This window comes from Stenotrophomonas sp. 63632_Sma (genome assembly GCF_056482875.1).
In genome coordinates this window covers 2,496,019-2,522,043 of the sequence record NZ_CM151220.1, presented here as the reverse complement: position 1 = coordinate 2,522,043, position 26,025 = coordinate 2,496,019, and the positions used below count along the sequence as shown (strand labels likewise).

The window sequence follows — 26,025 nt, the reverse complement described above, 5'->3', positions numbered from 1 at the left end:
ATGTCTTTCACGCATCGCGCGAAACCGCGCCGTGCACGACTGGGCGCCACCGGAGCTGCGGTTAGACTGACCGCACACTCATGGAGGACGACATGCACGGACCTGCGACGTTCCGCTCCACTTCGATCTGTCTGGTGCTTGCTGCGCTGGCGCTGTCCAGCCTGACGGCGACGGCCGCGCCTGCCGCGTCCAAGCGGGTGGCGCCGCCGCCCAGCCTGGTACAGGCCTACCACGCCGCCGAAGCCAACCTGCGGCTGATTCCCGGCGACGACATTGAATCCGATTTCCGTCCGGTGTGGACCGCTGTTGCCGACCTCGATGGCGATGGCCGTGCCGAGGTCGTGTACTTCTATACGTCCACCTACACCGGCGGCAGCTTCGCGCAACGCAATGTGGTGGCGGTGATGACGGCGCTGACGGCAAACGATCCGCGCGGCCAGGAGAACCCGAACAGCCTGTCGCCGGTGGAAGCAGAGGACTATGCCGCCATCCGCCAGTATGGCTATGGTGACGACGCGGTTGAACAGATTCCAGGCGCCATCCGCGCGATCCGCATCCAGGGTGATCGCATCATTGTCGATTTCACCGTCAGTGCCGGGGCGACGGTCTGCGAATGGAAGAGCCCGAACCGCCACGTCTGTCCGCCGGACGGAAACTACACATGGACGCTGCGTTGGACGCCGGGGAAGCTGACCCGCATCAAGAAATAGCGCCAGGTAGCGCCGGGCGTATCCGCCCGGCGCCACAGGCCCCATGTAGATCCAGGCCATGCGTGTGGCATTTCGCGGCGAGCCTCAGGCCGGTTTCGCCTGCTCGGGCTCTGCAACGTCCGGCAGCGGCGGCAGGCTCGGGTCCACCGTGACCGGCACATCGCTCTTCAACAGCGCCGCAGCTTCCCTGTCGCTGCCGACGGCCGGCGGTGAACCACGCAACGGCAGGCCGGCGGTTTCCTTCACGAACAGCATCGTGATCAGGCCGACCACCGCCGCGCCCATCAGGTAGTAGGCCGGCACCAGCGGGTCGCCGGTACGTTCCACCAGCCACGCGGTCACCAGCGGCGTGGTGCCACCGAACAACGATACCGAGACGTTGAAGGCGATCGACAGCGCGCTGTAGCGCACCGGGGTATAGAACAGCGCCGGCAGCGTGGACGGCATCGAACTGGTGAAGCACACCAGCGCCAGGCCCAGCAGCATCAGGCCAAGGAAGATCATCCAGTCGTTGCCGCTGCCGACCAGCAGCAGGCATGGAATCGCCAGTACCAGCAGCGCGATGCAGGCGCCGATGATCATCGGGCGGCGGCCCAGCCTGTCACTGAACAACCCGCCGACAATGTTCAGCGGCATCATCACCAGCATCACGATGATGATCAGCAGCAGGCCCTTGCTCTCGGCGTAGCCCATGGTGACGCTGAGGTAGCTGGGCATGTAGGTCAACAGCATGTAGTCGGTGACGTTGAACACCAGCACCAGGCCCATGCACACCAGCAGCTGGCGGCCGTGCACCTGGAACAGCGCGCCAAGCCCGGGCCGATCATGTTCGCGCTTCTCGGCTTCCTCGGCGAAGGCGCGGAATGCCGGGGTCTCTTCCAGCTTCATGCGCATGTACAGGCCGAGCAGGCCCAGCGGGCCGGCCACCAGGAATGGAATGCGCCAGCCCCAGTCCAGCATCTGTTCGCTGCTCAACAGCATGTGCAGCGCGGTCACGGTACCGGCGCCGGCGATGTATCCGCCCAGCGTACCGAACTCCAGCCAGCTGCCCATCAGGCCGCGGTTGCGGTCGGTGGAATACTCGGCGATGAAGGTGGCCGCACCGCCATACTCGCCGCCGGTGGAAAAGCCCTGCACCACACGCGCCAGCAGCAACAGCACCGGTGCCCAGATGCCGATCCGCTCGTAGGAAGGAATCAGGCCGATCGCAAAGGTACCCAGCGCCATCAGGATCATGGTGAACGCCAGCACCTTCTGGCGCCCATAGCGGTCGCCGAGCGGGCCGAACACCAGGCCACCGAGTGGACGCACCAGGAATGCCACGGTGAAGGTGGCAAAGGCCGCGATCACCTGTGCGGTGGGATTGCTCGACGGGAAGAACACCTGGCCGATGGTGACGGCCAGATAGCCGTAGACACCGAAGTCGAACCACTCCATGGCATTGCCGAGTGCAGCGGCACCGACGGCGCGCTTGAGCATGGGCTTGTCGACGACGGTGATCTCATCGACCTTCAGGTGGCGGCGGCGTTTGAACCAGCCGAAGTGGGCATGGGAATCGGGCGTGTCCTGCATAGGGGCTCCCTTGTAGGTATGGAATAGGGGAATGGGTGCTGTGGTGTGTCCCGGAAATCGGAAACGGCGATGCAGGCGCAAGTGGCGCAGGGGCATCGGAAGGGGGCGTGGGGGCCGGGGAATGTGTGCAGGCGCAACGCCACGCGCACGGCAAAGCACCGCCGCAAGGGCGGAAACGCGGCAACGGGATCACAACGGCCGCGCAGTTGGCAGCCGCGTGTCACATCAGCGTGTGGGGATGGCAGGCCGTGGGCCTGCGGGCGTCATCCGCCGGGATCCAGCGCGAGGCGATGGAAATGCAGGGCGGGAGCAATCGTGGCAAGCGAAGCGCCGGTCGGCAGTGCTTCCCACGTAACAGGTGCGCCCGTCACGTAGTGGGTCGTGTCGATCATCCGTTCATCATAACGGCACCGGCGTGAGCGTGCAGCGAAGCGGGCTGATCTGCACGCTGTGTTCCACGTCGCCTGTTCAGAAGGCTCAGGCCGACTTCGCCAGCAAACCGAACACCGTGCAGGTAATCGCCAAGGCGCCCGGCAGTGCCAGTTTCCGCGTGACCAGTGCGGCGCCGATCATCGTGAGCACCGAGAGCATGATGGCCAGGGCGAAAAACGGTTGGCCCTGCAGGAACTGGTGGATGCAGCCGGCGCAGCCGGCAATGGCCAGGCTGGTGGCGAAGCAGATGTGGAACAGTGAGCCAGCGTGCACAGAGGTTCCTCGCGATGATGGAGGCCATAGCGGCAGGCCTCCCGGTAAATTTAGGGCGGATTTCAGATTGCGATGACGGAATCACATCCTGTACGCGCTCTGGTGACATCGGCGTGCATAAGGTGGAGCACACACCCACTTTTCAAATTGATGGAGGATGCAATGGCGCGGACGATTCCCGAAGGAACGCTGATCGTGGTAGCCGACGGTGGTTCGGCACGGGTGTTTACCAACGTGGGCAGCAACCATCAGTTGACCCTGAAACAGGAGGGCGAGCTGCGCCTGCAGGACATCAGTGAGCAGGGCGTGTCCGGGCAGGGGCCTGCGGGTGCCGTGCCGAAGGACATGTCGGTCTCGCAGCTCAACGAGGCGACGTTCGCCAAGCAGGTGGCCGAACAGCTCAATGAGGATGCCTTGAAGAACCGCTATGCGCACCTGGTGTTGATCGCCGACCCGACCACGCTGGGTCGCATTCGTCCGCTGCTGCATAAAGAGGTCCAGGCGCGATTGCTCGGGGATATTGCCAAGGACCTGACCAACGCGCCGCTGGAAGACATCCAGAAGGCACTGGCGGCGTAGCGCTCATGCCGTTCATGCGTGATCACCTTCCGAACGAGCCCACCTCTGCGGGGGTGGCGGCGCAGGCTGGGTGGCAGGTGCTGGAGTTCGGTGCGCCCTGGTGCGGTCATTGCCAGGCCGCGCAGCCCGCGTTGCAGGCCTTCGTCGAAGCGAACGATCTGGCGCATTGGAAGATCGAGGATGGCAAGGGAAGGCCATTGGGGCGAGCGTTCAAGGTGAAGCTGTGGCCGACAGTGGTGCTGCTGCGCGATGGAGAAGAGGTCGCGCGGGTGGTGAGGCCGCTGGACAGCGCGGACCTCATGTCGTTGCAGAACGCGCTTCCCGGTTGACGATTGAACCCGGCGGGGGACACCGGGCAGTCGCACTGCAGCATGCGGCGTGACAGGCCCGGTGCTAGCATCCGGCTACCACCTGAATCGATCCAAACGCCGATGCCCACGCTGGACCGTCATCTCCTGATCGCTGTCGCCGCCACGGCAATGCTCGCTTCCGGCCTGGCGTCGGCCGCTCCCGCCAAAACCGCCGCCGACAAGGCCTACACCTCGGTCGACCCGTTCATTGGTACTGGAGGTGAAGGCCACACCTACCCGGGTGCCACGGTGCCGTTCGGCATGGTCCAGCTCAGCCCGGACACACGCATCCAGCCACGCGAAAAGGCCTATGGCTGGGCAGCCGGCTATCGCTACGACGACAGCAGCATCGTCGGCTTCTCGCACACGCATTTTTCCGGAACCGGTCATTCGGACCTCGGCGACATCCTGCTGATGCCGTTCACCGGTAATCCCGGTCTGGAGCGCGGTGATCCGGAAAAGCCGCGTAGCGGTTACGCGTCGCGCTTCCGCCACGATAACGAGAAGGCTGAGCCGGGCTACTACGCGGTCACCCTGGATGACTACAAGGTGCGCGCCGAACTGACCACCAGTGCGCGCGTGGGCGTGCACCGCTATACGTTCCCCAAGGGCACCGACGCCAAGGTGCTGCTGGACATGCGCACCAGCATGTACGACTACCCGGGCAAGGTGCTGTGGTCGCGGGTACGGGTGCGCGCCGACGGCACGGTGACCGGCTTCCGCGAAACCCGTGGCTGGGCGCCGGGCCGCCAGCTGTATTTCGCGATGCGTTTCTCGCGGCCGCTTTCCGGGCATGAGCTGCACAACACCGAGCAGGACATTGTCTACAAGGGCTTCCCGCCTCCGGGCGAGAAGGATCCGGCGCAGCGCGCACAGATCGAGGGGCGCCAGCTGGTCGGCACCTTCGCCTTCGGCAAGCTGGATGCACCGCTGGTGGTCAAGGTTGCGATCTCGCCTGTCAGCGAAGCCGGTGCCATTGCCAACCTCGACGCGGAAGTGGCCGGCTTCGATTTCGACCGCGTGCGTGCGCAGGCAAAGCAGGAATGGACGCAGGCGCTGTCGGTGCTCGATATCGATGCGCCGGAACATGCGCGACGCAGCGCCTATACCGCGCTGTACCACACGATGCTGGGGCCGACGTTGTTCATGGATGCCGATGGCCAGTACCGCGGTTCGGACAACGCCGTGCACCAGGCCAAGGGTTATACCAACTACTCCACGTTCTCGCTGTGGGATACCTATCGCGCGCTGCATCCGTTGCTGACCCTGGTGCAGCCGGAGAAGCGCAACAGCGACTTCGTCAATTCCATGCTGGCCCACCATGAGCACAGCCCCTACGGCATGCTGCCGGTGTGGTCATTCCATGGCCTGGAAGACTGGTGCATGATCGGCTACCACGCCGTGCCGGTGATCGCCGACGCCTACGTGAAGGGCATCCGTGGCTTCGACGCCGACAAGGCGCTGAAGGCGATGGTCGAGACCGCCAACTACGGCCCGTACGATGGCATCGCGCAGTACCGCGAATTGGGCTACGTGCCGATCGACGAGGAAGGCGAGGCCGCCAGCAAGACGCTGGAGTACGCCTTCGATGATTGGACCATCGCGCGCATGGCGCAGGCGATGGGAAAGACCGAGGTTGCCGCTACCTTCGACAAGCGCGCCGGCAACTGGCGCAATGCTTTCGACGAAGACACCGGCTTCATGCGCGCGCGCAAGCGTGATGGCAGCTTCCGCACCCCATTCGATCCCAGCGCCAGTGGATACGGCACCGACTACACCGAGGGCAATGCCTGGCAGTACTCCTGGTACGTGCCGCAGGATGTGGCCGGTCTGGCGGCAGCGCACGGTGGCAGTGACAAGCTGCTCGCGCGCCTGGACGAGGTGTTCAACGCCAAGGTCGACCCGTCCATCTTCGAGCACATGGAAGACATCACCGGGCTGATCGGCTGGTATGCGCACGGCAACGAGCCCAGCCACCACGTCGCCTACCTGTATTCGTATGCCGGCCAGCCGTGGCGCACGCAGGCGCGCCTGAAGCAGATCATGGATACCCAGTACGCCGACCGCCCCGATGGCCTGGCCGGCAATGATGACGTCGGCCAGATGTCGGCGTGGTACGTGTTCACCGCCTTGGGCTTCTACCCGGTGGCCCCGGGCTCGGGCGAGTACATCCTGGGTCGCCCGTTCCTGCCGAAGACCGCAATGCGCCTGCCGAACGGCAAGACGTTCACCATCGTGGCCGATGGACTGGATGACAAGCACACCTATGTGGGCAATGTGAGCCTCAACGGCAAGCCATTGCAGCGCACCTTCCTGCGCCACGACGAGATCCTGGCAGGTGGCGAACTGCGCTTCAGCATGCAGGCCGAGCCGAACAGGGACTGGCCGGGGCAGGGCGCGCAGGCGCCGTATTCGATGAGCCGTTGATGATGGGTAGGTGCCAACCAAGGTTGGCATCTACCGGAATCCGCCGGCTGGGGTGCTTTTGGTAGGTGCCAACCTTGGTTGGCATGCAGAACATCAACGGCGCCAACCAAGGTTGGCGTCTACCGGAATCCGCCGGCTGGGTGCTTTTGGTAGGTGCCAACCTTGGTTGGCACACGGGACGTCAACAGCGCCAACTAAGGTTGGCATCTACCGGGATCCGCCGGCCGAGGTGCCTTTGGTAGGTGCCAACCTTGGTTGGCACGCGGAACATCAACGGCGCCAACCAAGGTGGGCGTCTACCGGGATCCGCCGGCCGAGGTGCCCTTGGTAGGTGCCAACCTTGGTTGGCATGCGGGACGTCAACAGCGCCCACCAAGGTGGGCGTCTACCGCATGGCGTGACCGGGTAGGTGCCAACCTTGGTTGGCACGCAGGACGTCAGCGGGATCGAAACCGCATCCCCACCCGCGCGCCACCGATCGGGGCGGTATCGATCACCAGCGCCGCATCATGCCGCTGCGCGATCTCGGCCACGATCGCCAGTCCCAGCCCACAGCCATCACCTTCACTGCTGGCCCGGTAGAAGCGTTCCGTGACGCGCGCGCGCTCGGCCTCGGCAATGCCGGTGCCGTCATCGTCCACCCACACCTGCACGCCCTCGGCATCCTGCTGTAGTCCCAGGGTGATCACGCCTGGCACGGAACCGTAGCGCAGCGCGTTGTCCAGCAGGTTGCCCAACGCCTCGCGCAGCAGCTGCGGATCGCCCTTTACCTGCACGTCGTCGTCGGGCCCGTCATAACCCAGGTCCACGCCTGCAGCCAATGCACGGTCCGCATAGCGCTCCACCAGGCTACGCGCCAACGCGGCCAGGTCCACTGGCTGCAGCGGCAGTGCGCTGCCATGTGGATCTTCGGAGCGGCTCAGCATCAGCAGTTGGTTGACCAGATGCTGCAAGCGGGCCAACCCGGCCAGCGTGCCGGACAGCGCCAGCTGCTGGGCCTGCGGATCATGCTGGCGCAATGAGCTCTCCAGCTCCACCTGCATGGCCGCCAACGGTGTGCGCAGTTGATGTGCGGCGTTGCTGACGAAGCGCCGCTGCGCATCCTGCATCGCGTCCAGGCGCTGCAGCAGGGCGTTGTAGGCCTCAACCGCCGGCCACAGTTCGCGCGGTGCCTCCTGCGCCGGATCCAGCGGTGCCAACGGATCCGGCCGCGGGCTGGCCAGCTTCCGTGCGACCAGGTTGGCGTGGCCTGCGGCGGCGCCGGTGCCGGACCAGGCCAGCCACGCCGCCAGTGCCAGGATCGCGGCCTGGAACGGAACGCTGGTCAGCAGCAGCTTGCGTTCCAGCCGGTGGCGCTTGCGCAGTGTCTCGGCCACGCGCAGCCGGATGTCATGGCCCGGCCCGGCGCTGACCACCACTTCGACCATGCGCACCGGTTGACCACGCAGGCGCGCATCGTAGTAGACCGCATCGTCATTCGCGGCGGCGCTCGCCGGACGTGGCAGTGCCTCGGGCAGGTCGCCATACAGGCGCCCGCCATCCGCATCGACCACTTCGCCATGCACTTCGTCGGCGGTGTCCCAGGTGAACATGCGTGATACCGCCGGGGTGATCTCGATGGATGCGCGGCCGTCCTGCACCGTCACCAGCTCGGACAACGACATCGCCGAATCCAGCAGCCAGCGGTCGTAGACCTGGCCGGCGTAGAAGCGCGCCAGCGCGAACGAACCTACTGCGCTGCACAGCAGCAGCACCAGCAGCGGCAGCCACAGGCGTCGCAGCAGCAGGCCGCGCAGGCTGTGCACGCGCTCAGTCACCCACGGCCTCCAGCCGGTAGCCAAGGCCACGCAACATGCGGATGCCGACGCCGGCGCGCGCCTGTTCCAGCTTGCGGCGCAGGCGGCTGACATGCACCTCGATCACCGACAGGTTGGCCTCGTGGTCCCAGCTGTAGAGCCCATCGAACAGGCGCTGCTTGGTCACGGTGCGGCCGGGGTGCTGCATCAACGCTTCGACCAGCGACAGCTCGCGTGCGGTCAGCTCGATGCGCTGGCCGTCCACCTGCACTTCGTTGCGGATGCTGTCGAAGCACAGCCGGCCCAATCGCTTCTGCGCCGGTGCGTCACTGCGGCGGCGCGACAACGCACGCAGGCGCGCTTCCAGCTCGCCCAGCGCGAATGGTTTTGCCAGGTAGTCATCGCCGCCGCGGTCGAGGCCGAGGATGCGGTCCTCCACGCCATCGCGTGCGGTCAGGATCAGTACCGGCAAGGTGGCGCCATCGTTGCGCAGGCGCGACAGCAGGTCGAGGCCATCCACGTCCGGCAATGAAAGGTCCAGCACCATCACGTCATAGGGTGCACTGGCCAGCGCGGCCGGCGCGTGCAGCCCGCGCGAGAGGTGGTCGCACAGATGACCGGCGCCCTGCAGGGCACGGATCAGTCCATCGGCCAGTGCGGCGTCGTCTTCGATCAGCAGGATTCGCATTGCAAGCTTCGTGCAAGGTTGGGGCAAGTTTGGCGCAAGTCCGTCACCTTACCGTGACGTGCATGAATTTCTCCCCTCGTCTTGCGGTCGTACTGGCCGCCCTTTTGTGCGCGCCTGCGGCTTCGGCGCTGTCCCTGGCAGAAGCGCAGCGTGCAATGGAAGCGCACAACCCGGACCTGCGCGCCGCGGCACTGGAGCTGCGCGGGGTGCAGGGTGACGCGCAGACGGCGGCGCTGCGCCCGGCCACCGAGCTGTCGATCGGCACCAGCAAGATCAGCCCCAAGCACGGCATCGGACCGGGGCGTTGGCAGGACAAGCGGGTGGACAGCACCGTGGGCCTGGGCTGGACCTGGGAACGCGGTGGCAAGCGTGCGTTGCGCATCCGCCAGGCCGACGCGCTGCTGGAAGTCGCAGGGCTGGAGATGCTCGATACCCGTCGCCGACAACAGGTGGCACTGCATGAAGCCTATTTCAGCCTGAAGGGCGCGCAGGAGCGGGCCCAGATTGCCGACGCCAACCGGCAGAGTTCGGCCGAGCAGATGGCGGCGGCGGATAAGCAGGTTGCGACAGGGGCGATGGCACCGGTGGATCGCGCGCGCCTGGCTGTGGACGACCTGGCTGTGGCGGACGCGGCGCGCGAGGCAGCATTGGATCTGCGTGACGCGCGGAATGTGCTGGGGATGCTGCTGGGCAGCGATGACAGCCGCGACCTCAGTGCTGATGACCCCTGGCCGGATGCCAGCAGCGTGGCCGATGTACGCGCGTTCGACCCGCAGCAGCGCGCCGACCTGCGTGCCGCGCGCTCGCGCCTGGCGGTTGCTGATGCAGGCGTGGCCCTGGCGCGCAGCGAGCGCCATCGCGATATCCAGCTGGGCGTGGAGGCCGAACGAGAGCCGACCGACATCAGCGGTGTTACCTGGGGCGTGTCGTTGACCATTCCGCTGGGGGGGCCGTCGCGGGCGCGCGGCGCGATCCAGCGTGCCGAGGCCGACCGTGACAGCGCCGCGCTGGAGCTGCAGGTGCTGCAGCGCGAAGCACGCGCCGAGCTGGACCAGCTGCAGGCCAGCGCGCAGTCCGCCGCACAGCGCCGCAGCGACTATGAGGGACTGCAGTCCGACGCCGCACGCAAGGCGGTGCAGGGCATCGAACTGGCGTACCGGCGCGGTGCCGCCAATCTGACCGATCTGCTGGATGCGCGCCGCAGCTGGCGCGACTTCGAGGCCGCACTGATCGAGGCGCGCACCGACCATGCCATTGCACTGGCGCGCTGGGAAGCCGCCACATCCGTTGCCGAAGGAGAATCCCGATGAAGTCCACCGTCGCCTATCGCCCGCAGGCGCGATACGCCGTGCTGCCCGTCTTGCTGGCGCTGATCCTGCTGGGCGGCTGTGGTCGAGAGCCAGCTTCCTATCTTGAGGACGCACCTCGGGTCAGTGCCGGCCAGATTCAGTTTCCTTCCGACAGCCGCCAGCTGGACGTGCTGCGCAGCGAGACAGTGAGTGCCGGCGCCAGCGCCAGCCTGCAGCTGCCGGGCCGGGTGGTCTGGGATGAGACGCGCTCCAGCGCACTGCACACGCCGCTGTCGGGGCAGGTAGCGCGCATCGAGGTACAGCCGGGGCAGAAGGTGAAAGCCGGCCAGGTCATCGCCTGGATCACCTCGCCCGAGTTCGGCCAGGCTCAGGCTGAAGGTGCCCGTGGTCGCGCCGAGCTGCAGCAGGCACGCAAGGAACTGGACCGTACCCGCGAACTGCATGCGGCGGGAGTGGCGTCGGGTCGTGAACTGGACGAGGCCGAGGCAAACTTCGCTGGCAGTCAGGCTGATCATGCACGCGCTGCCGCCTTCGCCAAGGCCTATGGCAACGGCCAGCGCGTCGATCAGCGCCTGCCACTGCGCGCGCCCATCGATGGCGTGCTGGTGGAGCGGCGGATGAGCCCGGGCATGTCGGTCAGCCCGGACAGCGAACAGCCGTTGGCAGTGATTGGCGATCCGGACCGCCTGTGGCTGTTGCTGGATGTTCCTGAGAGCCTCGCCGGACGCTTGAAGGCTGGCATGCAGGTGAGCGTGCCGGGTGCAGATGGCCAGCCGCTGCAGGCGACCCTGCAGCATGTGGATGACTTCGTCGACAGCGAACGCCGCGTGGTGCAGGCGCGCGCCGAGCTGGACAATCGCGCACGCGGCTTCAAGGCGGGACAGTATGTGCGCGCCCAGGTGGCGTTGCCGGCCGAGGGCGGTGTCTCGTTGCCCGATGCGGCGGTGCTGCTGATCGACGGCAAGCAGGTGGTGTTCGTGGAAGAGGGCAAGGGCCGCTACGTGCGCCACGCCGTGCACGCCGAGGAGCTGGGTGACGGTCGACTGTGGGTGCGTGACGGTCTGGCGGCTGGCAGCAGGGTGGTGGTCGAAGGGGGCCTGCTGCTGCAGCAGCTGGTCGACAGCGCGCCAGCGGCCGCCAGCACCGGCGCGGGGCATGCCGCCCCATGATCGATCGCCTGATTGCCTATTGCCTGCGCCAGCCGCTGATGGTGATGCTGGCACTGCTGTTGTTCATCGGCGGCGGCATCGCCGCGTTCCGCGTGCTGCCGGTGGAGGCCTTCCCGGACGTCTCCGACACCCAGGTGACGGTGGTGTCGCTGCACCCGGGCCGCGCCGCCGAAGAGGTGGAACGCGAAGTGACGATGCCGCTGGAAGTGGCCTTGTCCGGCATTCCGCATTCGGTGCGGGTGTTCTCGCATACCCAGTTCGGCCTGTCGATGATCATCCTGACCTTCGACGACAAGGCCGACGACTATTTCGCGCGGCAGCAGGTGCTGGAGCGCCTGCAGGGCGTGGAGCTGCCGGAGGGCGTGACCCCGGAGCTGGAGGCGATGAGTTCGGCGGTGGGCGAGATCTACCGCTACGTACTCAAGGGCCCGCACATGACGCCGACCCAGCTGCGCACCGTGCAGGAATGGACGATGGAGCGCAGCCTGCGCACCGTGCCGGGCGTGGCCGATGTGATCAGCTTCGGCGGGTTCGCGCGCACCTTCCAGGTCAAACCGGACCTGGACAAGCTGCGTGATCGCGGCATCAGCCTCGGTGAATTCGCCGAGGCGCTGGAGAAGGGCAGCTCCAATGCCGGCGGCGGCTACGTGGAGCGTGGCCAGCAGCAGTTCCTGATCCGCGGCGTGGGCCTGATGCGTTCGCCGGGTGACTTCGGCAACGTGGTGGTGGCGCAGCGAGGTGGCACGCCGATCCTGGTGCGCGACCTGGCCGGCATCGCCGATACCGGCCTGCCACGGCAGGGCCTGGTCGGCCAGGACGACAATGACGATGCTGTGTTCGGCATGGTGCTGATGCGCAAGGGCGAGAATCCGTCCGACGTACTCGACGCCCTGCATGCGCGCATCGCCGAGATCGAAGCGAACCAGCTGCCGGCCGGGGTCAGCATCGAGCCGTTCTACGACCGCTCGTGGCTGGTGTCGACCACGCTGAAGACCGTCTTCCGCAACCTGCTGGAAGGTGCGGTGCTGGTGTTCCTGGTGCTGTGGCTGTTCCTGTACAACGCCCGCGCCGCGCTGATCGTGGCGGCGATGATGCCGCTGGCGCTGTTGTCGACCTTCCTAGGCCTGCACCTGTGGGGCGTGCCGGCCAACCTGCTGTCCTTGGGTGCGATGGACTTCGGCATCATCATCGATGGCGCGGTGATCGTCACCGAGCACATTGTCTCGCGATTGTCGAAGCTGCCACCTACGGCTGATCGGAAGACGCGGTTCTCGACGATTCTTTCCGCCGCATCGGAAGTGGGCCGGCCGACGTTCTTCTCGATGCTGATCATCATCGCCGCGCACATCCCGATCTTCACCCTGCAGCGCCAGGAAGGCCGCATGTTCGCGCCGATGGCGTACTCGGTGACCTCGGCCCTGATCGGTGCGTTGATCCTGGCGCTGACCGTGGTGCCGCTGTTCTGCTACTGGTGGCTGCGACGGGACCGCATGCGCGATGGCAATCCGCTGATGGACCGCCTGACCGGCTGGTACCGGCCGGTCCTGGAGCGTGCGTTGGCCCGACCGCGTGCGGTGGTGCTGACCGCGGTCGCATTGCTGGTGGGTACGTTGGCACTGGGTACCCGCCTGGGTTCGGAGTTCCTGCCCGAGCTGGACGAGGGCTCGATCTGGCTGACCGCCACGCTTGACCCCAGCACCAGCCTGGCCGAAGCACAGCAGCAGTCGCGGCGCATCCGCGAGCTGGTTGGAACCTTCCCGCAGGTATCGACGGTGGTGGCCAAGCTGGGGCGGCCGGAAGACGGCTCCGATGCCAAGGGCGCCAACCAGATCGAGGCACTGGTGGCGTTGAAGCCGGAGAAGGAATGGCCGAAGGGGGTGGACAAGCGGCAGCTGGTGAGCGACCTGCAGCGCACGCTGGAGCAGCGCATTCCGGGGCCGGAGTTCTCGATCTCACAGCCGGTGCGCGACAACATCCTGGAGAGCATCTCGCAGATCAAGGGCCAGGTGGTGATCAAGGTCAGTGGCTCGGATCTGGACGTACTGAACCGGCAGGCGCAGGCGATCCTGGGCCAGGTGCGTGGCGTGGAGGGCGTGGAGAGTGCCTTCATCGACCGTGATGGCTCCTTGCCGCAGCTGCAGATCGAGATCGACCGCGACCGCGCTGCGCGCTATGGCCTGAACGTGCGCGACATCGACGAAGTGATCGAGACTGCACTGGGCGGGCGCCAGGTCGGCGAGCTGTGGGAGGGCGACCGCAGGTTCCCGATCACGTTGCGCCTGGACGATGCCGACCGTGACCTGCAACGGCTGCGTACGGTGCCGGTGGGCATCGGCGATGGCCACACGGTGACGTTGTCCGACGTGGCCGACTTCCGCATGGCCAGCGGCGCGATCAATATCTCGCGCGAAAACGCACAGCGGGTCAAGGCGGTCAGCATCTTCATCGCTGGTCGTGACATGGGCAGCGTGGTGGCCGACATGCGCAAACGCGTGGATGCCAGCCTGCAGCTGCCGGAAGGCTACCGGCTGGAGTGGTCCGGCGAGTTCGAGAACCAGCAGCGTGCGATGAAGCGGCTGGGCTGGGTGATTCCGCTGTCGGTGCTGCTCATCTTCGTGCTGCTGTTCGATGCCTTCAAGGACATCAGCAGCGCAGCACTGATCCTGGCCAACGTGCCCCTCGCGATGATCGGCGGCATCCTGGCGTTGTGGTTGACCGGCATTCCACTGTCAGTGTCGGCGGCGATCGGATTCATTGCGTTGTTCGGACAAGCGGTGCTGAACGGGGTAGTGATGCTCAGTCGTTTCGCCCAGCTGCGCGAACAGGGCATGGACCTGCTGCAGTCGGTGGTGCAGGGCTCGCTGCAGCGCCTGCGCACCGTGCTGATGACCGCACTGCTGGCGATGTTCGGCCTGCTGCCGATGGCGACCTCGCATGCGATCGGTGCAGAGACCCAGAAGCCGCTGGCGGTGGTGGTGATCGGTGGCCTGCTGTCGGCGATGCTGCTGACCCTGCTGGTGCTGCCGACGCTGTACTACTGGGTGCACCGGCGCCGCGAGGCGCGCGCCGGATGATCGGCACCGTAGATCCACGCCATGCGTGGGTGCGACCCGGCCGCCAGGCATGGCCCGGTAGGTGCCCACCTTGGTGGGCAGGCGGCGACGCGCCCACCAAGGTGGGCGACTACCTACACCATCCCGCCATTGGCGCGCAGCACCTGCCCGTTGATCCACCCGCCATCGGCACCGGCCAGGAAGGCCACCGCACCGGCGATGTCCTCCGGCGTACCGAGCCGCTCCAGGGGATTCATCTTCGCCAGCCGCTCGATCAGTTCCGGTGACTTGCCCTCCAGGAACAGGTCGGTGGCGGTCGGGCCGGGAGCCACCGTGTTCACCGTGATGTTGCGCCCACGCAGCTCCTTGCTGAGGATCGCTGCCATCGTTTCCACCGCCGCCTTGCTGGCCGCGTACACGCTGTAGTTTTCCAGCCTGATGCCGACCACGCTGGTGGACAGGCTGATCAGGCGGCCGCCGTCGCGCACCCGCCGCGCGCTCTCGCGCAGCACGTTGAAGGCACCCTTCAGGTTGATGCCGATGACCCGTTCGAACAGCGCGTCGTCGCTGTCGGCCAGCGGCGCCAGCTGCAGCACGCCGGCGCTGTTCACCACCACGTCGATACCGCCGAAGCGCGCCTCGATGGCGTCGAACAGCTGGCGCACCGCCTGCGGGTCGGCCACATCGGCCTGCAGCGCGATGGTGTGCGCGCCAGTGGCCGTGAGTTCGGCGGCCAGTGCCTCGGCATCGTCGCGGCGGCCGGCGTAGTTGATCGCCACGGCATGGCCGTCGGCGGCCAGGCGGCGCGAAATGGCCGCGCCGATGCCACGGGAACCGCCGGTGACCAGGGCGATGCGGCGGGCGGAGGAGGTGGGCATGGTTGGTTCCAGCAGGGCGCGCCGGACTGGCGCAGTGCCATCTTCGCCATCTCATCAGTTCGGATAATCATGCATAATCCGCCAACATAATCCGGATTGCCGAACAATGGACCGATTCACGGCCATGCGCGCCTTCGTCCGCATCGTCGAGCGCCGCAGCTTCACCCGGGCCTCCGAGGACCTGGGCCTGCCGCGGGCCACGGTGACCGATGCGATCAAAGCACTGGAACAGCGGCTGGGCGTGCGCCTGCTGCACCGGACCACGCGGCTGGTGGTGCCCACCCTGGAAGGGGAAGCGTTCTATGGGCGTTGCCTGCGCCTGATCGCCGACATGGACGATGCCGAAGCCGCGTTCCGTGACGTGCCGCCACGCGGCCCGCTGCGGATTGAAGTGCATGGCACGCTGGGCCGGCACCTGCTGTTTCCGCATCTGCCGGACTTCCTGCAGCATTACCCCGAGATCGAACTGGAGGTCAGCGAAGGCGACCGCTATGTCGACCTGCTGCGCGAAGGCGTGGATGCGGCGTTGCGGGTGGGGACGCTGGCCGACAGCGATCTGGCGGCGCGCCGGTTGACCATGCTGCGGGAAGTTACGGTGGCCGCACCGGGTTATGTGCAGGCGCACGGTGTGCCCGAGACCATCGAATCACTGGAGCAAGGCCACCAGATGGTCGGCTATCGCTCCAGCGCCACCGGCCAGCTGATTCCGCTTGAGTTCCAGCAGGGTGGGCAGGTGCGCTATGTGCCGCTGCCCGCGCGGGTGAGGGTTTCCGGCGCGGACGCATTCCTTGGTGCCGCCTTGGCGGGTCTCGGCATCATCCAGGCACCGCGCTACCGGATGGACCCCTACATCGCGAGCGGGCAGCTGGTCGAGCTGTTGCCGGACGCGCCGCCGACACCGAGTCCACTGAGCCTGGTCTACCCCCGCAACCGCACACCGTCGCCGCGGCTGCGGGTGTTCATCGACTGGGTGGCCGGGGTGTTCGACCAGATGAGGTAGTGCCGGCCGCTGGCCGGCAACTGCAACACGCGTGATGTGCCAAGGTTGCCGGCCAGCGGCCGGCACTACCGGGCCGATGCGCTTGGCAGCACCAGCTCGAACACGGTGCCGGTTTCATCGGAGGCCACGCTTACCGTTCCGCCATGCGCCTGTGCAATCGCACGGGTGATCGCCAGGCCCAGTCCGGCACCTTCGTGGCGGCCACGCTCGCCGCGATAGAAGCGATCGAACAGGCGCGGCAGTGCTGCTTCGGCAATCGGCGGGCCGAGATTGTGCACGCTGACCCTGCACACGCCATCGCCCTCGACCAGCTGCACCCGCACCTCGCTGCCCACGGCTGCGTGCTTCAACGCATTCGACAGCAGATTGGCGATCGCCCGGTGCAGCATCAGACGGTTGCCTTCCACGCTCGCCACGCCGTCGCGGCGCAGGGTCAAGTGTCGGTCCTCGGCCAGCAGGTCATAGAATTCCAGCAGCGAATCCACCACCGCATCCAGCGCCACCGGCTCACGCGAGGGCAGTGCGCCCGGCGCTTCGGCCTGCGCCAGGTACAGCAGGTCGCCTACGGTCTGCGCCAACTGCTGCAGCTCCTCGGCGCACGAGGCCAGCGTCTCGCGGTAGGCCTCGTTGCTGCGCGGGTGGGCCAGCACCACCTGTACCTGGGTCAGCATGTTGGTGATCGGCGTGCGCAGCTCATGGGCCAGATCACCAGAGAACTCGGTCAGGCGCGCGAAGTCCTGCTGCAAGCGCGCCAGCATGCCGTTGAGGGTCTGCGCCAGCTGTTCCAGCTCGGCCGGCGCACTGCGCGCGTTCAAACGCCGCTGCAGGCGCCCGGCGGTGATCTGCCGGGCTTCATCGGCCAACGTGCGCAGCGGTCGCAGCGTGCGTCGCACTACGTAGCCGCCGAGCAGGCTGCTGGCCACGGCGGCGCCGATGATGGCGATCGCCAGAAGATGGCGGAAGCGCTGCAGGAAATCGGCATGGCGGTCGTCATCGATGGCCAGCAGGGTGACCAGCTGGCTGCCGTCGGCCAGGGTCTGGCGCAGGTGCAGCGCATGCATGCACGTTCCGTCGGCAAGGATCCAGTCGTGCCGCCGGAAGGCACTATCGATAGGCTGGCTGCGGGCGTGTTCGCGCAGCAGCGCCGGCGCGGTGGAGAACAGCACGGTGCCGCGCGCATCCACAATATGGAAGGCGATGTCGGGATGGTGGCTCAGCGCCTCTGCCAGTCGCTGCCCGCGAACGGACGCAGGCCCATTGCCGGCCAGGTCGCTGATCAACGCGACCTTGTTCTCCAGCTCGTTGAAATCCTGTGCGACCAGATCGTGACGGGCACTGACATAGATCCCCACGCCCAGTGCCGCCAGCACCAGCGTGGCCACGGTGGCGAACAGCAGCGTCAGCCGCACCGCGATGGAGCGGCGCAGGCTCATCCGTTGCGCGCGGCGCCGTCGTCCGGCGCCTCCAGCACATAGCCCATGCCGCGCACGGTAATGATCAGCTTGTCGGTGAAATCATCGTCGATCTTCGCGCGCAGGCGGCGGATCGCCACGTCGATCACATTGGTGTCGCTGTCGAAGTTCATGTCCCACACCTGCGAGGCGATCAGCGAGCGCGGCAGCACTTCGCCACGGCGCCGTGCCAGCAGCTCCAGCAGGGTGTACTCCTTCTGGCTGAGCGCGATGCGCTGGCCGCCACGCTCCACCCGGCGGCGCAGGGTATCCACCACCAGGTCGGCAATGACGATGCGTTCCACCTGGGGCACGGCCTGGCCACGGCGCAGCAGCGTGCGCACGCGCGCCAGCAGCTCGGCGAAAGCGAAGGGCTTGGCCAGGTAGTCATCGGCGCCCAGCTCCAGGCCCTGCACACGGTCGGCGATGCTGCTGCGCGCGGTCAGGAACAGCACCGGCAGCGGCCAGCCGGCTCCACGCAGCCGCGACAGCACGGTCCAGCCATCCAGGCCGGGCAGCATCACATCGAGGATGACCAGCTGGTACTCGCCACTCTCGGCCAGATGCAGGCCGTCGATGCCGTTGCTGGCGAGGTCGACCACATAGCCGGCCTCGATCAGGCCCTGGCGCAGGTAGTTGCCGGTCTTGGGTTCGTCTTCGACGATCAGCAGTTTCATGGTGCGGCCATCATCGCAGCTTGGGCGTGGGCTGGCTGCGCAGTCTCATGCCAGCGGATCCAGCGTGCCGAGAATCGCGACACAGGCCAGCACCAGCAGAGCCAGTACCGATTCGCAGGCCAGGCTGTGGCGCAGTGAACGCAGCGGCCTGGGCTGCCAGCCGCCGCGGATGGAGACCGCCAGCGCCGGCACCAGCCGCCAGCGATGCAGCGCGGCCAGGCCCAGCATGCCACCCACCAGTGCCAGCTTGAGCAGCAGCCAGCGTCCATGCGCGGCGCCGGTCAGGGTCTGTATGGAACCGCCGAGATCGACATAGGTATAGGTGCCGGTCATCGCCAGCAGGGCGACGATGATCGTGCCGGGCAGGGCGAAGCCGTGCGCGGCCTGCCATAGTTCGTGGGTGCGCTCGCGCAGGCTCGGCCCTTGCCGCCGCAGTGCCAACTGTACGATGGCGGCGATCGCACCGATCCAGGCACCGGCCGCCAGCAGGTGCACGATGCCGGCAGCAAGACGCAGCCGGCCAGCGACCCCATCGCCAGCAGCGGCGTGGCCGTTCCAGGCGAGGCTGGCCAGGGTCACCGTCGAGAGTGCCAGCAGTGCGGGGCGGCGCAGGCCCTGTACCGGGCGATTGACTGCCAGCAGCGGCAGCATTGCCAGCAGGGCCAGGATGCGCAGCAGTCCCGCCTCGCCCACCGGCGTACCGGTAAGAAACCAGCGCGCTGTCTCGCCATCGATGTCGACCGGTGATATGCCAAGCACGCCGGACAATCGGGTGACCACATCGATGCCGACCAGCACCAGTGCCACCAGAACGAGGGCCAGCGAGACGCTGCGCGGCAGTCCGGGGCGGACGAACAGCATCCGCCCGAACAGCAGCATCAGGGCCAGATACAGCGCCAGCCGCAGCGCATACGGCGAAAGCTCGGCCACAGCAGCGGCCTTACTTCACGGTGAAGCGGTAGGTGCCGGTGATCGGATGGCTGTCCTGGCCGACCGCGCGCCACTGCAGCGCGTAACTGCCGGCGGGCAGCGGCTTGGCAAAGCGCGCGCGCAGGGTGTGGCCGTCCTCGGAGATCTCCTGCGCCGTGGTTGGCATCGCCATCTTCATGCGGCCGTGGTCCATGCTCAGTTCGATGCGGGTGGCACGCGGCATCACCTTCTCACTGAACTGCAGCTCGATCTGGCTGGCCGGGGCCACGGTGGCATTGGCCGCTGGCGTCGAACGCACCAGGCTGGGATGGGCCAGCGCCAGCGGCGCGGCCGAAAGGCCGGACAGCAGCAGGGCGAGCGGGGCGACGCGGAACAGGGAGCGGGTCATATGCGGATCACCGATGAGGAAGTGGCCTGCAGGGTGACGTCCACCGCCTTTCGAGGCCCTGACTTGGACATTACCAGTTCGTAATGTTGGCGGCCGGCACTACCGGGCCCGTGACTGCGCGATCCATGCTGACGGCGAACAACCGACCACACGCCGGAACGCCGCGCTGAACTTGCTGGGATTGGCATATCCGCTGGCCAGGGCAACGTCGGTGACACGCCGGCCCTGCGCGAGTTCGGCGCGCGCCCGCTGCATGCGGTGCTGGGTCAGGAAGGCATAGGGCGGCAGGCCAGTGGCCGCACGCAGCGCGCGGCCGAACGTCGCGGCCTCCATCTGCACTGCAGCGGCCAGCTGTGGAACGGTCAGCGCCTGGCCGTGTTGCGCGTCGATGTAGGCCTCCAGTTGCCGCAACCGTCGTGCCGACAGTGGGGACACCGTGCCACGCGCCTGGCGCGGCTGACCGGCAAGCTGACCCAGGCGGTGCAGCAGCACCTGCGCGCCATGCTCGAGGAAGCCGGGCAGGCAAACATCAGCCTGCGCGCTGCACCACAGCGCCTGCAGCACCGAAGTGATCACCGGGTCGTGGTGCAGCCGCGCCGCCAGCGGCTGCAGGTGTTGCAACGCCCGCGCGTCATGGAGGAGGGCGTGGGTATCGATGGCGATGCCGAGCAGATCGACCGCGGGGCTGGCATAGGTGCCGGTGTCTCCTGGCAGCACCAGATTGAACTGGCCGGGCCGCCACGGCGCCTGCAGCAGGCCGTTGAGGGTGCGCTGCTGCAGCCGTCCGCCGCCGCCCACGGCCAGGCCCAGGCGAAGCTGGTGCGGATGGCCCATCTCGCCTTCGCTGGCCTCGAAGCGATGGCGCAGCAGCACCACCGCCCCGTCATCGCTGGCGTAGGCAGCAGGGATCTGCGACCGGGTTTCCTGCAGCAACTGGTCGGCGAGGGCGGGCATCACGGATCCGGGAATGGAGCGGCGCTGCCGGAAATGGAGTGGCGGCAGGGTGCGAATGTTACAGAATAACACTCTTGTCCCGCGCTGCTGCCGCCCGCGCGTCCGCCACTCCATCCGTCGAGGTTCCCGCTTTGAAGTCGTCCACGCCTGCTGCCGCGCTCATCGCAGCATCCCTGCTCGTTCCTGCCTTGCCCGCCCTTGCCCAGCAGGCCGACCCGGCCACGCTCGACGGTGTCCGCGTCACCGGTTCCAAGCGCGATACCCCTTACCTGAAGAGCGATCTGTCGGTGACGGTGCTCGACAGGCAGGCCCTGAAGGAAGCGGGCGTCACCGAGTTCCGTGACCTCGACAAGCTCGCGCCGAACGTCAAGTTCAACGCGATGGGCCAGCTCAGCAACATGTTCATCTCGATCCGCGGCATCGAGTCCAATCCATTCCTGGTCAATCGTGCCTCGGTCTACATCGATGGCATTCCGTTCCGCGAACTGAGCAATGCCGTGCTCAACCAGGTCGAGTCGGTGGAGGTGCTGCGCGGTCCGCAGGGCACGTTGTATGGCGCCAACAGCGAATCCGGCCTGGTGCTGGTGCGTACACGCGGCCCGGCCGATGCGCGCGAGGGCGAGGTCAACCTGCGCAGCACCTGGTTCGGCAATGGCAACGGCACGGCCCTGGATGGCTTCCTCGCCGGGCCATTGAGCAGGGACGGCAGCCTGTCCGGCTCGGTGGCGTTCATGGGCTCCGATGAGGATGCCTACCTGAAGAACCTCACGCCTTCCGGTGCGCGCGGCAAGGTCGGCGAAGGCTACCTCCAGGGCAAGCTGCGCTGGCGGCCGAGCGACTACGTGTCGGTGAACGCGCTGGCCTATCACCTGCGCACCCGCGCGCCGGGCATGTTCGAGTATGAATACCTGCCGCTGGATACCGGCCTCTACAACCGCACCTACGGCACTTCGCTCAATGGCGGGCGCCGTGCGGGTGACTTCACCTACATCAACGACGCGCCCAAGCGCACCGAAAAGGACGAAACGGTGGCCGGCCTCAGTGCGCAATGGCAGCTGCAGGCCGGCACGCTGGACGTGGCCGCTTCCTGGCGGGACGAGGAGGTGACCTCGGCCGGCTACGACTTCGACATGACCAACAGCCCGGCATTGGCCGGTCGCATCTACGACAGGAAGAAGGAATGGACGGCCGAGGCGCGCTTCAGCTCGCCCAGCGACCAGGCGCTGACCTGGATGGCCGGTGTGTCGACCTACCGCAACAGCAAGGATTCGATCCTCGGCACCTTCGTCGGCCCGGCGCTGCACGGGCTGGACAGCTACAACCTGGCACCGCGGCAGACCTCCAAGGGCGAGGACTACAGCGTCTTCGCCACCGCCAGCTATACCTTCCCGGCGGTGCCGAAGCTGACGGCCAGCGCCGGCCTGCGCCATGAGCAGGCACGGCGCTCCACCGAACAGCGTGCCGGTGCGCTGGATCTGGGCGCCGGTGGCCGCGTGCTGTACCGCGATGCCGCGCTGGCACATACCTTCTCGGCCACGCTGCCGCGGGTGTCGCTGCGCTACGACGCCACTGACGACCTGTCCTTCTACGCGGCCTCGGCCAAGGGCTACATTCCGGGTGGCTTCAATCTGGCTGCGGCGCAGAGCGATGTGGTCAACGACAAGGTGCTGCGCTACGAGTCCGAGCGCATGTGGAGCCATGAGCTGGGCTTCAAGATGAACCTGGCCGGCGGTCGTGGCCACATCGGTGGTGCGCTGTTCCACATCACCTCGGACAACTGGCAGGAGATCCAGGTGGCCACCGATGGCAACGGCCGCCCGATCTCGTCGGACTACGTCGGTTCGGATGCCTCGATCCGTTCGCGCGGTGCCGAGCTGGAGGGCGTGTTCGAAGTGCTGCCGGGCTTCACCCTGATGGCGAATGTGGGCTACGTCGATGCGAAGTACACCAAGCTGTGGGTCAGCGTGGACCAGAACCTGGATGGCAAGCGGGTCAAGCTGACCCCTCACTACACTGGCTATCTGGCGGCGCGCTATCAGTTCGAATCGGGCATCCATGCACGGCTGGAATCGCAGTTCACTGGCTCCAGTGCACTGGATGAACGTAACCGCGCGTTCCAGCCCGCGGTGGCCGTACTTGGTGCGCAGCTGGGCTATGAGACCGGGCCGTGGAGCGCGCGGGTGTTCGTGCAGAACCTGACCAACAAGCGCCGCATCAATGGCCTGATCTTCGACAACCTGGCCTTCGGGCGCGACGGCAACTACTACGGCCCGGTGGACAGCCCGCGGATCTTCGGCGCGGAAGTGGGGTACCGCTTCTGAGGAGGCGGGCCGCGCGCCGGCCAGCGGCCGGCGCTACCGGTCCAACGAAACGGTAGTGCCGGCCGCTGGCCGGCATCTTCGGAACGCTACCTGTGGCCGTGCAATGCCCGCCGGTTGCCGATGTGCGCGCATGCCAGCAGCACGCCACCGCAGGCGGTGGCCACGCCATGCCACAGCAGCGATTCCTTCAAGGGCAGGTACAGCGACGCCGACACCAGCAGGATCGCGCCAACCACGGCCAGCCGCACCGGCAGCCAGCGCCCATGCCGGTGCAGCCCGGCCGTGGTACTGGCCAGCGCCAGCGTCGAGGCCATCAATGCGAACAACCATTCCCAGCGCGACATCATCAACAGCAGCGTCATCACGCCGTGGCCGGGGTGCTGGAACGAGCGCAGCGCCATCATTGCCGCTGGCACGAAGGCCAGCAGCAGTGGCAGGGCGATGCAATGGGCGGCGCAGGCCAGCGACAGCCAGGCGCCGGCCAGATCGAAACGGGGATGCCAGCGTGCCGAAGTTGGCGGCTGGGCCAGAGCCCTTGCGGGGGTCGGGGGGATGTGGTCCATTATGTTACATAGTAACAATTGGAGTCTCCCCCATGAAGCTTCCTGCTGCTCTTTTCCTGCTGCTGGCTGCCAACGCGGCCCAGGCACACGATGTCCGCCAGCACGCGCCACACGTGCACGGCCAGGCCACTGTTGATCTCGCTCTCGACCAGGGAACGCTGGAGTTCGCCCTGCAGGCACCGGGTATCGGCATACTTGATTTCGAGCGACCGCCCGCCAACGCGACCGAGCAGGCCGCGCTGGCACGGGCTACGGCAGTGCTGAAGGGTGGCAGCTGGGTTACTTTGCCCACCGCGGCAGGCTGCCGTCTGGCCAGCGGTAAAGCCGATGCAGAGGGCTTCGACGCGACGGCCGCCGCGCCGCCGCCAGGGCAGCATCGGCACGCAGGTTTCAGCGCAACGCTGCAGTACCACTGTGCCAAACCTGCCGAGCTGCGCGCCATCGTCTTACGCCTTCCCGTGCTGTTCCCCGGCCTGCACGAAGTCATCGTCAACAGCGCAACCGCAAATGGCCAGAACCGCAGTGTGCTGACCCCGGACAATCTGCGCGTGGTGCTGGCTCCGTGAGCGCAGCACCGGTGATTGCGTTGGAAGACGTGCAGTTCGGCTACGACATGCGGCTGGTGCTGGATATTCCGAAGTTGTGGATCGAGCAGGGCAGCAGCGTGCTGTTGCGTGGAGTGAGTGGTGGCGGCAAGAGCACCCTGCTGGGCCTGCTGGCGGGTGTGCTGATGCCCGGCAAGGGCCGTGTCGAGGTGGCCGGCCAGGCGTTGCAGGGCATGAGAGGTGCCGCGCGCGATCGCTTCCGTGCCGATCACCTGGGCGTGATCTTCCAGCAGTTCAACCTGCTGCCGTTCCTCAGCGTGCGCGACAACATCGCGCTTGGCCTGCGCTTTTCGCGCCTGCGCAGCGCGCGCATCAGTGGGCCGCTGGATGCCGAGATCGCCCGCCTGCTGCAGGCCCTGCAGCTCAATCCCGAGCTGATGCAGCGGCGCGCGGGTACGCTCAGTGTTGGCCAGCAACAACGCGTGGCGGCCGCACGTGCGCTGATCGGCCGGCCGGCGGTGCTGTTGGCCGACGAGCCAACCTCGGCACTGGATCGCAAGGCCGCGACCGCGTTCCTGCAGTTGATGTCCGTGCAATGCCAGGCAGCCGGCACCACGGTGCTGGTGGTCAGCCATGACGACAGCCTGCAGCCGTTGTTCGACCGCACGATTTCACTGTCCGAGATCAACCACGCAGGTTGCACCCATGCTTGAACTTGCCTGGGCCAGCCTGCGCAGCCGCGCATTGAGCGTCAGCCTCACCGTGCTGGTGATCACCCTCAGCGTGGTGCTGCTGCTCGGTGTTGAGCGCGTGCGCACGCAGGCGCATGAAGGTTTCGCCAGCACCGTCTCAGGCACTGACCTGATCGTCGGTGCCCGCTCCGGGCCGGTGAACCTGCTGCTGTATTCGGTGTTCCACATCGGCGACCCGACCAACAACGTGTCCTGGCAGTCCTACCAGGAGCTGTCCTCGCTGCCGCAGGTGAAGTGGGCGGTGCCACTGTCGCTGGGCGATTCGTGGCGCGGCTACCGGGTGGTCGGCACCAGTGGCGGCTACTTCGAGCACTATCGTTACGGCGCGGGGCATGCGCTGGCATTTGCGCAGGGGCGGCCGTTCGACGATCTGTACGACGCCGTGATCGGCGCAGAGGTGGCGCACGCGCAGAAGGTCGGCCTCGGCGACGAGATCGTGCTGGCCCATGGCACCGGCGCGGTCACGTTGGCCACGCATGCCGACAAGCCGTTCCGTGTGGCTGGCATCCTGCAGCGCACCGGCACGCCGGTCGATTCGTCGGTGCTGGTCTCGCTGCCGGCCATCGAGGCGATCCATGTCGACTGGCGCTCCGGCGTGCAGCTGCGCAGCCAGAGCGTCAGCGCCGAGCAGGCGCGCCATCTGGACCTGACCCCGACCAGCATCTCCGCCTTCATGCTTGGCCTGAATTCGCGCATCGCCACGTTCTCGGTACAGCGCAGGATCAACGAGTATCCGGATGAGGCGATGCTGGCGATCCTGCCCGGCGTGACCCTGCAGCAGCTGTGGCAGTCACTGGGCACGGCCGAGCGGGCTCTGCAGCTGATCAGCGCGATGGTGGTGCTGCTGGGCATGTTCTCGCTGGTGGCGCTGCTGGTCTCGACCCTGCAGGAGCGCCGGCGCGAGATGGCGGTGCTGCGTGCCATCGGTGCACGCCCTGGCTATATCGCCAGCCTGCTGGTGGTGGAGGCGGTTGCGACCAGCGCGTTTGCCTGCGTGCTCGCACTGGCCGCACTGGTGGTGGCCAGCCTGGCCGGGCGTGGCTGGGCGCTGGCCAACTTTGGCCTGTCGATCACCCACATCTGGCCGGATGGCCGCGAACTGGCGTGGGTCGCAGGTGTGCTGGCGATCAGCGCGGTGGCCGGCCTGGTACCGGCGCTGCTGGCCTATCGGCGCACGCTGGCCGATGGCCTGTCACCCGGGGGCTGA

Annotated in this window: 24 protein-coding genes; 12 read left to right on the top strand and 12 right to left on the bottom strand. The window is 67.0% G+C overall.

The features are described from left to right. Window positions 1-92: 92 nt before the first annotated feature. A complete protein-coding gene (locus tag ACZK45_RS11735) occupies window positions 93-710 on the top strand; it encodes a hypothetical protein (RefSeq protein ID WP_125893630.1) in 618 nt (205 codons plus the stop codon). 84 nt (window positions 711-794) lie between these two features. Here the strand turns inward: ACZK45_RS11735 and proP are convergent, their stop codons facing one another. The 3 genes from proP to ACZK45_RS11720 all read right to left on the bottom strand — a co-directional run bounded on the left by proP (window position 795) and on the right by ACZK45_RS11720 (window position 2,987). Further along, complete coding sequence (gene proP, locus ACZK45_RS11730; RefSeq protein ID WP_478444698.1) at window positions 795-2,282, bottom strand: glycine betaine/L-proline transporter ProP; 1,488 nt, start codon at window positions 2,280-2,282, stop codon at window positions 795-797. 263 nt (window positions 2,283-2,545) lie between these two features. Next, window positions 2,546-2,674: a hypothetical protein gene (locus ACZK45_RS11725; RefSeq protein WP_256200907.1), complete on the bottom strand. Its 129-nt coding sequence runs from the start codon at window positions 2,672-2,674 to the stop codon at window positions 2,546-2,548. Window positions 2,675-2,759: 85 nt separating this feature from the next. Further along, the gene (locus ACZK45_RS11720) at window positions 2,760-2,987 is read right to left on the bottom strand and encodes a hypothetical protein (RefSeq protein ID WP_197615645.1); all 228 of its coding nucleotides are present in this window, start codon (window positions 2,985-2,987) and stop codon (window positions 2,760-2,762) included. 162 nt (window positions 2,988-3,149) lie between these two features. Between ACZK45_RS11720 and ACZK45_RS11715 the strand changes: the two genes are divergently transcribed. From ACZK45_RS11715 to ACZK45_RS11705, 3 genes are all read left to right on the top strand, one after another. After that, entirely contained in the window at window positions 3,150-3,566 is a 417-nt protein-coding gene (locus tag ACZK45_RS11715) for a baeRF12 domain-containing protein (protein WP_019337746.1), read from the top strand. Window positions 3,567-3,571: 5 nt separating this feature from the next. Continuing rightward, the gene (locus ACZK45_RS11710) at window positions 3,572-3,895 is read left to right on the top strand and encodes a thioredoxin family protein (protein WP_197615644.1); all 324 of its coding nucleotides are present in this window, start codon (window positions 3,572-3,574) and stop codon (window positions 3,893-3,895) included. Between the two features lie 102 nt (window positions 3,896-3,997). Then, on the top strand, window positions 3,998-6,343 hold the full coding sequence (locus tag ACZK45_RS11705) for a GH92 family glycosyl hydrolase (protein WP_478444697.1): 2,346 nt from the start codon (window positions 3,998-4,000) through the stop codon (window positions 6,341-6,343). Window positions 6,344-6,780: 437 nt separating this feature from the next. Here ACZK45_RS11705 and ACZK45_RS11700 read toward each other — a convergent pair whose 3' ends face one another. Both ACZK45_RS11700 and ACZK45_RS11695 read right to left on the bottom strand, forming a co-directional pair. After that, the gene (locus ACZK45_RS11700; protein WP_125893620.1) at window positions 6,781-8,160 is read right to left on the bottom strand and encodes a sensor histidine kinase; all 1,380 of its coding nucleotides are present in this window, start codon (window positions 8,158-8,160) and stop codon (window positions 6,781-6,783) included. Then, complete coding sequence (locus ACZK45_RS11695) at window positions 8,153-8,827, bottom strand: response regulator (RefSeq protein WP_125893618.1); 675 nt, start codon at window positions 8,825-8,827, stop codon at window positions 8,153-8,155. Before ACZK45_RS11695 ends, ACZK45_RS11700 begins: the two co-directional genes overlap by 8 nt. A 62-nt stretch (window positions 8,828-8,889) precedes the next feature. On the opposite strand from ACZK45_RS11695, the gene ACZK45_RS11690 reads away from it, so the two are divergent. The 3 genes from ACZK45_RS11690 to ACZK45_RS11680 are packed head-to-tail and all read left to right on the top strand — an operon-like array spanning window position 8,890 to window position 14,380. Continuing rightward, on the top strand, window positions 8,890-10,137 hold the full coding sequence (locus tag ACZK45_RS11690; RefSeq protein WP_478444696.1) for a TolC family protein: 1,248 nt from the start codon (window positions 8,890-8,892) through the stop codon (window positions 10,135-10,137). Further along, window positions 10,134-11,306 carry an efflux RND transporter periplasmic adaptor subunit gene (locus ACZK45_RS11685; RefSeq protein WP_478444695.1) on the top strand — a complete coding sequence of 391 codons (1,173 nt, stop codon included), beginning with the start codon at window positions 10,134-10,136 and terminating at the stop codon, window positions 11,304-11,306. Before ACZK45_RS11690 ends, ACZK45_RS11685 begins: the two co-directional genes overlap by 4 nt. Further along, window positions 11,303-14,380, top strand: a complete 3,078-nt coding sequence (locus ACZK45_RS11680; RefSeq protein WP_478444694.1) for an efflux RND transporter permease subunit — start codon at window positions 11,303-11,305, stop codon at window positions 14,378-14,380. The genes ACZK45_RS11685 and ACZK45_RS11680 overlap by 4 nt, the downstream gene beginning before the upstream one ends. Window positions 14,381-14,493: 113 nt before the next feature. Here ACZK45_RS11680 and ACZK45_RS11675 read toward each other — a convergent pair whose 3' ends face one another. Further along, window positions 14,494-15,237: an SDR family oxidoreductase gene (locus ACZK45_RS11675; RefSeq protein WP_478444693.1), complete on the bottom strand. Its 744-nt coding sequence runs from the start codon at window positions 15,235-15,237 to the stop codon at window positions 14,494-14,496. Window positions 15,238-15,343: 106 nt separating this feature from the next. On the opposite strand from ACZK45_RS11675, the gene ACZK45_RS11670 reads away from it, so the two are divergent. Continuing rightward, the gene (locus ACZK45_RS11670) at window positions 15,344-16,237 is read left to right on the top strand and encodes a LysR family transcriptional regulator (protein ID WP_197615637.1); all 894 of its coding nucleotides are present in this window, start codon (window positions 15,344-15,346) and stop codon (window positions 16,235-16,237) included. Between the two features lie 65 nt (window positions 16,238-16,302). Here the strand turns inward: ACZK45_RS11670 and ACZK45_RS11665 are convergent, their stop codons facing one another. The 5 genes from ACZK45_RS11665 to ACZK45_RS11645 all read right to left on the bottom strand — a co-directional run bounded on the left by ACZK45_RS11665 (window position 16,303) and on the right by ACZK45_RS11645 (window position 20,637). Next, the gene (locus tag ACZK45_RS11665; protein WP_478444692.1) at window positions 16,303-17,670 is read right to left on the bottom strand and encodes a heavy metal sensor histidine kinase; all 1,368 of its coding nucleotides are present in this window, start codon (window positions 17,668-17,670) and stop codon (window positions 16,303-16,305) included. Continuing rightward, window positions 17,667-18,365, bottom strand: coding sequence for a heavy metal response regulator transcription factor (locus tag ACZK45_RS11660; protein ID WP_478444691.1), 699 nt, complete (start codon window positions 18,363-18,365; stop codon window positions 17,667-17,669). The genes ACZK45_RS11665 and ACZK45_RS11660 overlap by 4 nt, the downstream gene beginning before the upstream one ends. A gap of 45 nt (window positions 18,366-18,410) precedes the next feature. Beyond that, window positions 18,411-19,295 (bottom strand): copper homeostasis membrane protein CopD, encoded by an 885-nt coding sequence (gene copD, locus ACZK45_RS11655; RefSeq protein WP_279912154.1) that lies wholly within the window; start codon window positions 19,293-19,295, stop codon window positions 18,411-18,413. A 10-nt stretch (window positions 19,296-19,305) separates the two neighbouring features. Further along, window positions 19,306-19,683, bottom strand: a complete 378-nt coding sequence (copC, locus tag ACZK45_RS11650; protein ID WP_125893600.1) for a copper homeostasis periplasmic binding protein CopC — start codon at window positions 19,681-19,683, stop codon at window positions 19,306-19,308. Window positions 19,684-19,782: 99 nt separating this feature from the next. Next, window positions 19,783-20,637: a helix-turn-helix transcriptional regulator gene (locus ACZK45_RS11645; RefSeq protein ID WP_478444690.1), complete on the bottom strand. Its 855-nt coding sequence runs from the start codon at window positions 20,635-20,637 to the stop codon at window positions 19,783-19,785. A 188-nt stretch (window positions 20,638-20,825) separates the two neighbouring features. Between ACZK45_RS11645 and ACZK45_RS11640 the strand changes: the two genes are divergently transcribed. Further along, window positions 20,826-22,958, top strand: a complete 2,133-nt coding sequence (locus ACZK45_RS11640; protein WP_478444689.1) for a TonB-dependent receptor — start codon at window positions 20,826-20,828, stop codon at window positions 22,956-22,958. 86 nt (window positions 22,959-23,044) lie between these two features. Here the strand turns inward: ACZK45_RS11640 and ACZK45_RS11635 are convergent, their stop codons facing one another. Next, a complete protein-coding gene (locus tag ACZK45_RS11635; RefSeq protein ID WP_125893594.1) occupies window positions 23,045-23,521 on the bottom strand; it encodes a MerC domain-containing protein in 477 nt (158 codons plus the stop codon). A gap of 32 nt (window positions 23,522-23,553) precedes the next feature. Between ACZK45_RS11635 and ACZK45_RS11630 the strand changes: the two genes are divergently transcribed. From ACZK45_RS11630 to ACZK45_RS11620, 3 genes are read left to right on the top strand one after another with little or no spacing between them, the layout of a single operon-like run. Further along, window positions 23,554-24,087 (top strand): ZrgA family zinc uptake protein, encoded by a 534-nt coding sequence (locus ACZK45_RS11630; protein WP_180838717.1) that lies wholly within the window; start codon window positions 23,554-23,556, stop codon window positions 24,085-24,087. Then, a complete protein-coding gene (locus tag ACZK45_RS11625) occupies window positions 24,084-24,779 on the top strand; it encodes an ABC transporter ATP-binding protein (RefSeq protein ID WP_478444688.1) in 696 nt (231 codons plus the stop codon). Before ACZK45_RS11630 ends, ACZK45_RS11625 begins: the two co-directional genes overlap by 4 nt. After that, the gene (locus ACZK45_RS11620) at window positions 24,772-26,025 is read left to right on the top strand and encodes an ABC transporter permease (RefSeq protein WP_478444687.1); all 1,254 of its coding nucleotides are present in this window, start codon (window positions 24,772-24,774) and stop codon (window positions 26,023-26,025) included. Before ACZK45_RS11625 ends, ACZK45_RS11620 begins: the two co-directional genes overlap by 8 nt.

What these genes read in the sequence shown, in the direction of transcription:
- ACZK45_RS11710 (WP_197615644.1), top strand. Translation starts at nt 3,572, where the DNA reads ATGCCGTTCATGCGTGATCACCTTCCGAACGAGCCCACCTCTGCGGGG.
- ACZK45_RS11670 (WP_197615637.1), top strand. Translation starts at nt 15,344, where the DNA reads ATGGACCGATTCACGGCCATGCGCGCCTTCGTCCGCATCGTCGAGCGC.
- ACZK45_RS11665 (WP_478444692.1), bottom strand. Translation starts at nt 17,670, where the DNA reads ATGAGCCTGCGCCGCTCCATCGCGGTGCGGCTGACGCTGCTGTTCGCC.
- ACZK45_RS11620 (WP_478444687.1), top strand. Translation starts at nt 24,772, where the DNA reads ATGCTTGAACTTGCCTGGGCCAGCCTGCGCAGCCGCGCATTGAGCGTC.
- ACZK45_RS11715 (WP_019337746.1), top strand. Translation starts at nt 3,150, where the DNA reads ATGGCGCGGACGATTCCCGAAGGAACGCTGATCGTGGTAGCCGACGGT.
- ACZK45_RS11660 (WP_478444691.1), bottom strand. Translation starts at nt 18,365, where the DNA reads ATGAAACTGCTGATCGTCGAAGACGAACCCAAGACCGGCAACTACCTG.
- ACZK45_RS11695 (WP_125893618.1), bottom strand. Translation starts at nt 8,827, where the DNA reads ATGCGAATCCTGCTGATCGAAGACGACGCCGCACTGGCCGATGGACTG.
- proP (WP_478444698.1), bottom strand. Translation starts at nt 2,282, where the DNA reads ATGCAGGACACGCCCGATTCCCATGCCCACTTCGGCTGGTTCAAACGC.
- ACZK45_RS11635 (WP_125893594.1), bottom strand. Translation starts at nt 23,521, where the DNA reads ATGGACCACATCCCCCCGACCCCCGCAAGGGCTCTGGCCCAGCCGCCA.
- copC (WP_125893600.1), bottom strand. Translation starts at nt 19,683, where the DNA reads ATGACCCGCTCCCTGTTCCGCGTCGCCCCGCTCGCCCTGCTGCTGTCC.
- ACZK45_RS11725 (WP_256200907.1), bottom strand. Translation starts at nt 2,674, where the DNA reads ATGATCGACACGACCCACTACGTGACGGGCGCACCTGTTACGTGGGAA.
- ACZK45_RS11645 (WP_478444690.1), bottom strand. Translation starts at nt 20,637, where the DNA reads ATGCCCGCCCTCGCCGACCAGTTGCTGCAGGAAACCCGGTCGCAGATC.
- ACZK45_RS11680 (WP_478444694.1), top strand. Translation starts at nt 11,303, where the DNA reads ATGATCGATCGCCTGATTGCCTATTGCCTGCGCCAGCCGCTGATGGTG.
- ACZK45_RS11675 (WP_478444693.1), bottom strand. Translation starts at nt 15,237, where the DNA reads ATGCCCACCTCCTCCGCCCGCCGCATCGCCCTGGTCACCGGCGGTTCC.
- ACZK45_RS11685 (WP_478444695.1), top strand. Translation starts at nt 10,134, where the DNA reads ATGAAGTCCACCGTCGCCTATCGCCCGCAGGCGCGATACGCCGTGCTG.
- ACZK45_RS11735 (WP_125893630.1), top strand. Translation starts at nt 93, where the DNA reads ATGCACGGACCTGCGACGTTCCGCTCCACTTCGATCTGTCTGGTGCTT.
- ACZK45_RS11705 (WP_478444697.1), top strand. Translation starts at nt 3,998, where the DNA reads ATGCCCACGCTGGACCGTCATCTCCTGATCGCTGTCGCCGCCACGGCA.
- ACZK45_RS11630 (WP_180838717.1), top strand. Translation starts at nt 23,554, where the DNA reads ATGAAGCTTCCTGCTGCTCTTTTCCTGCTGCTGGCTGCCAACGCGGCC.
- ACZK45_RS11690 (WP_478444696.1), top strand. Translation starts at nt 8,890, where the DNA reads ATGAATTTCTCCCCTCGTCTTGCGGTCGTACTGGCCGCCCTTTTGTGC.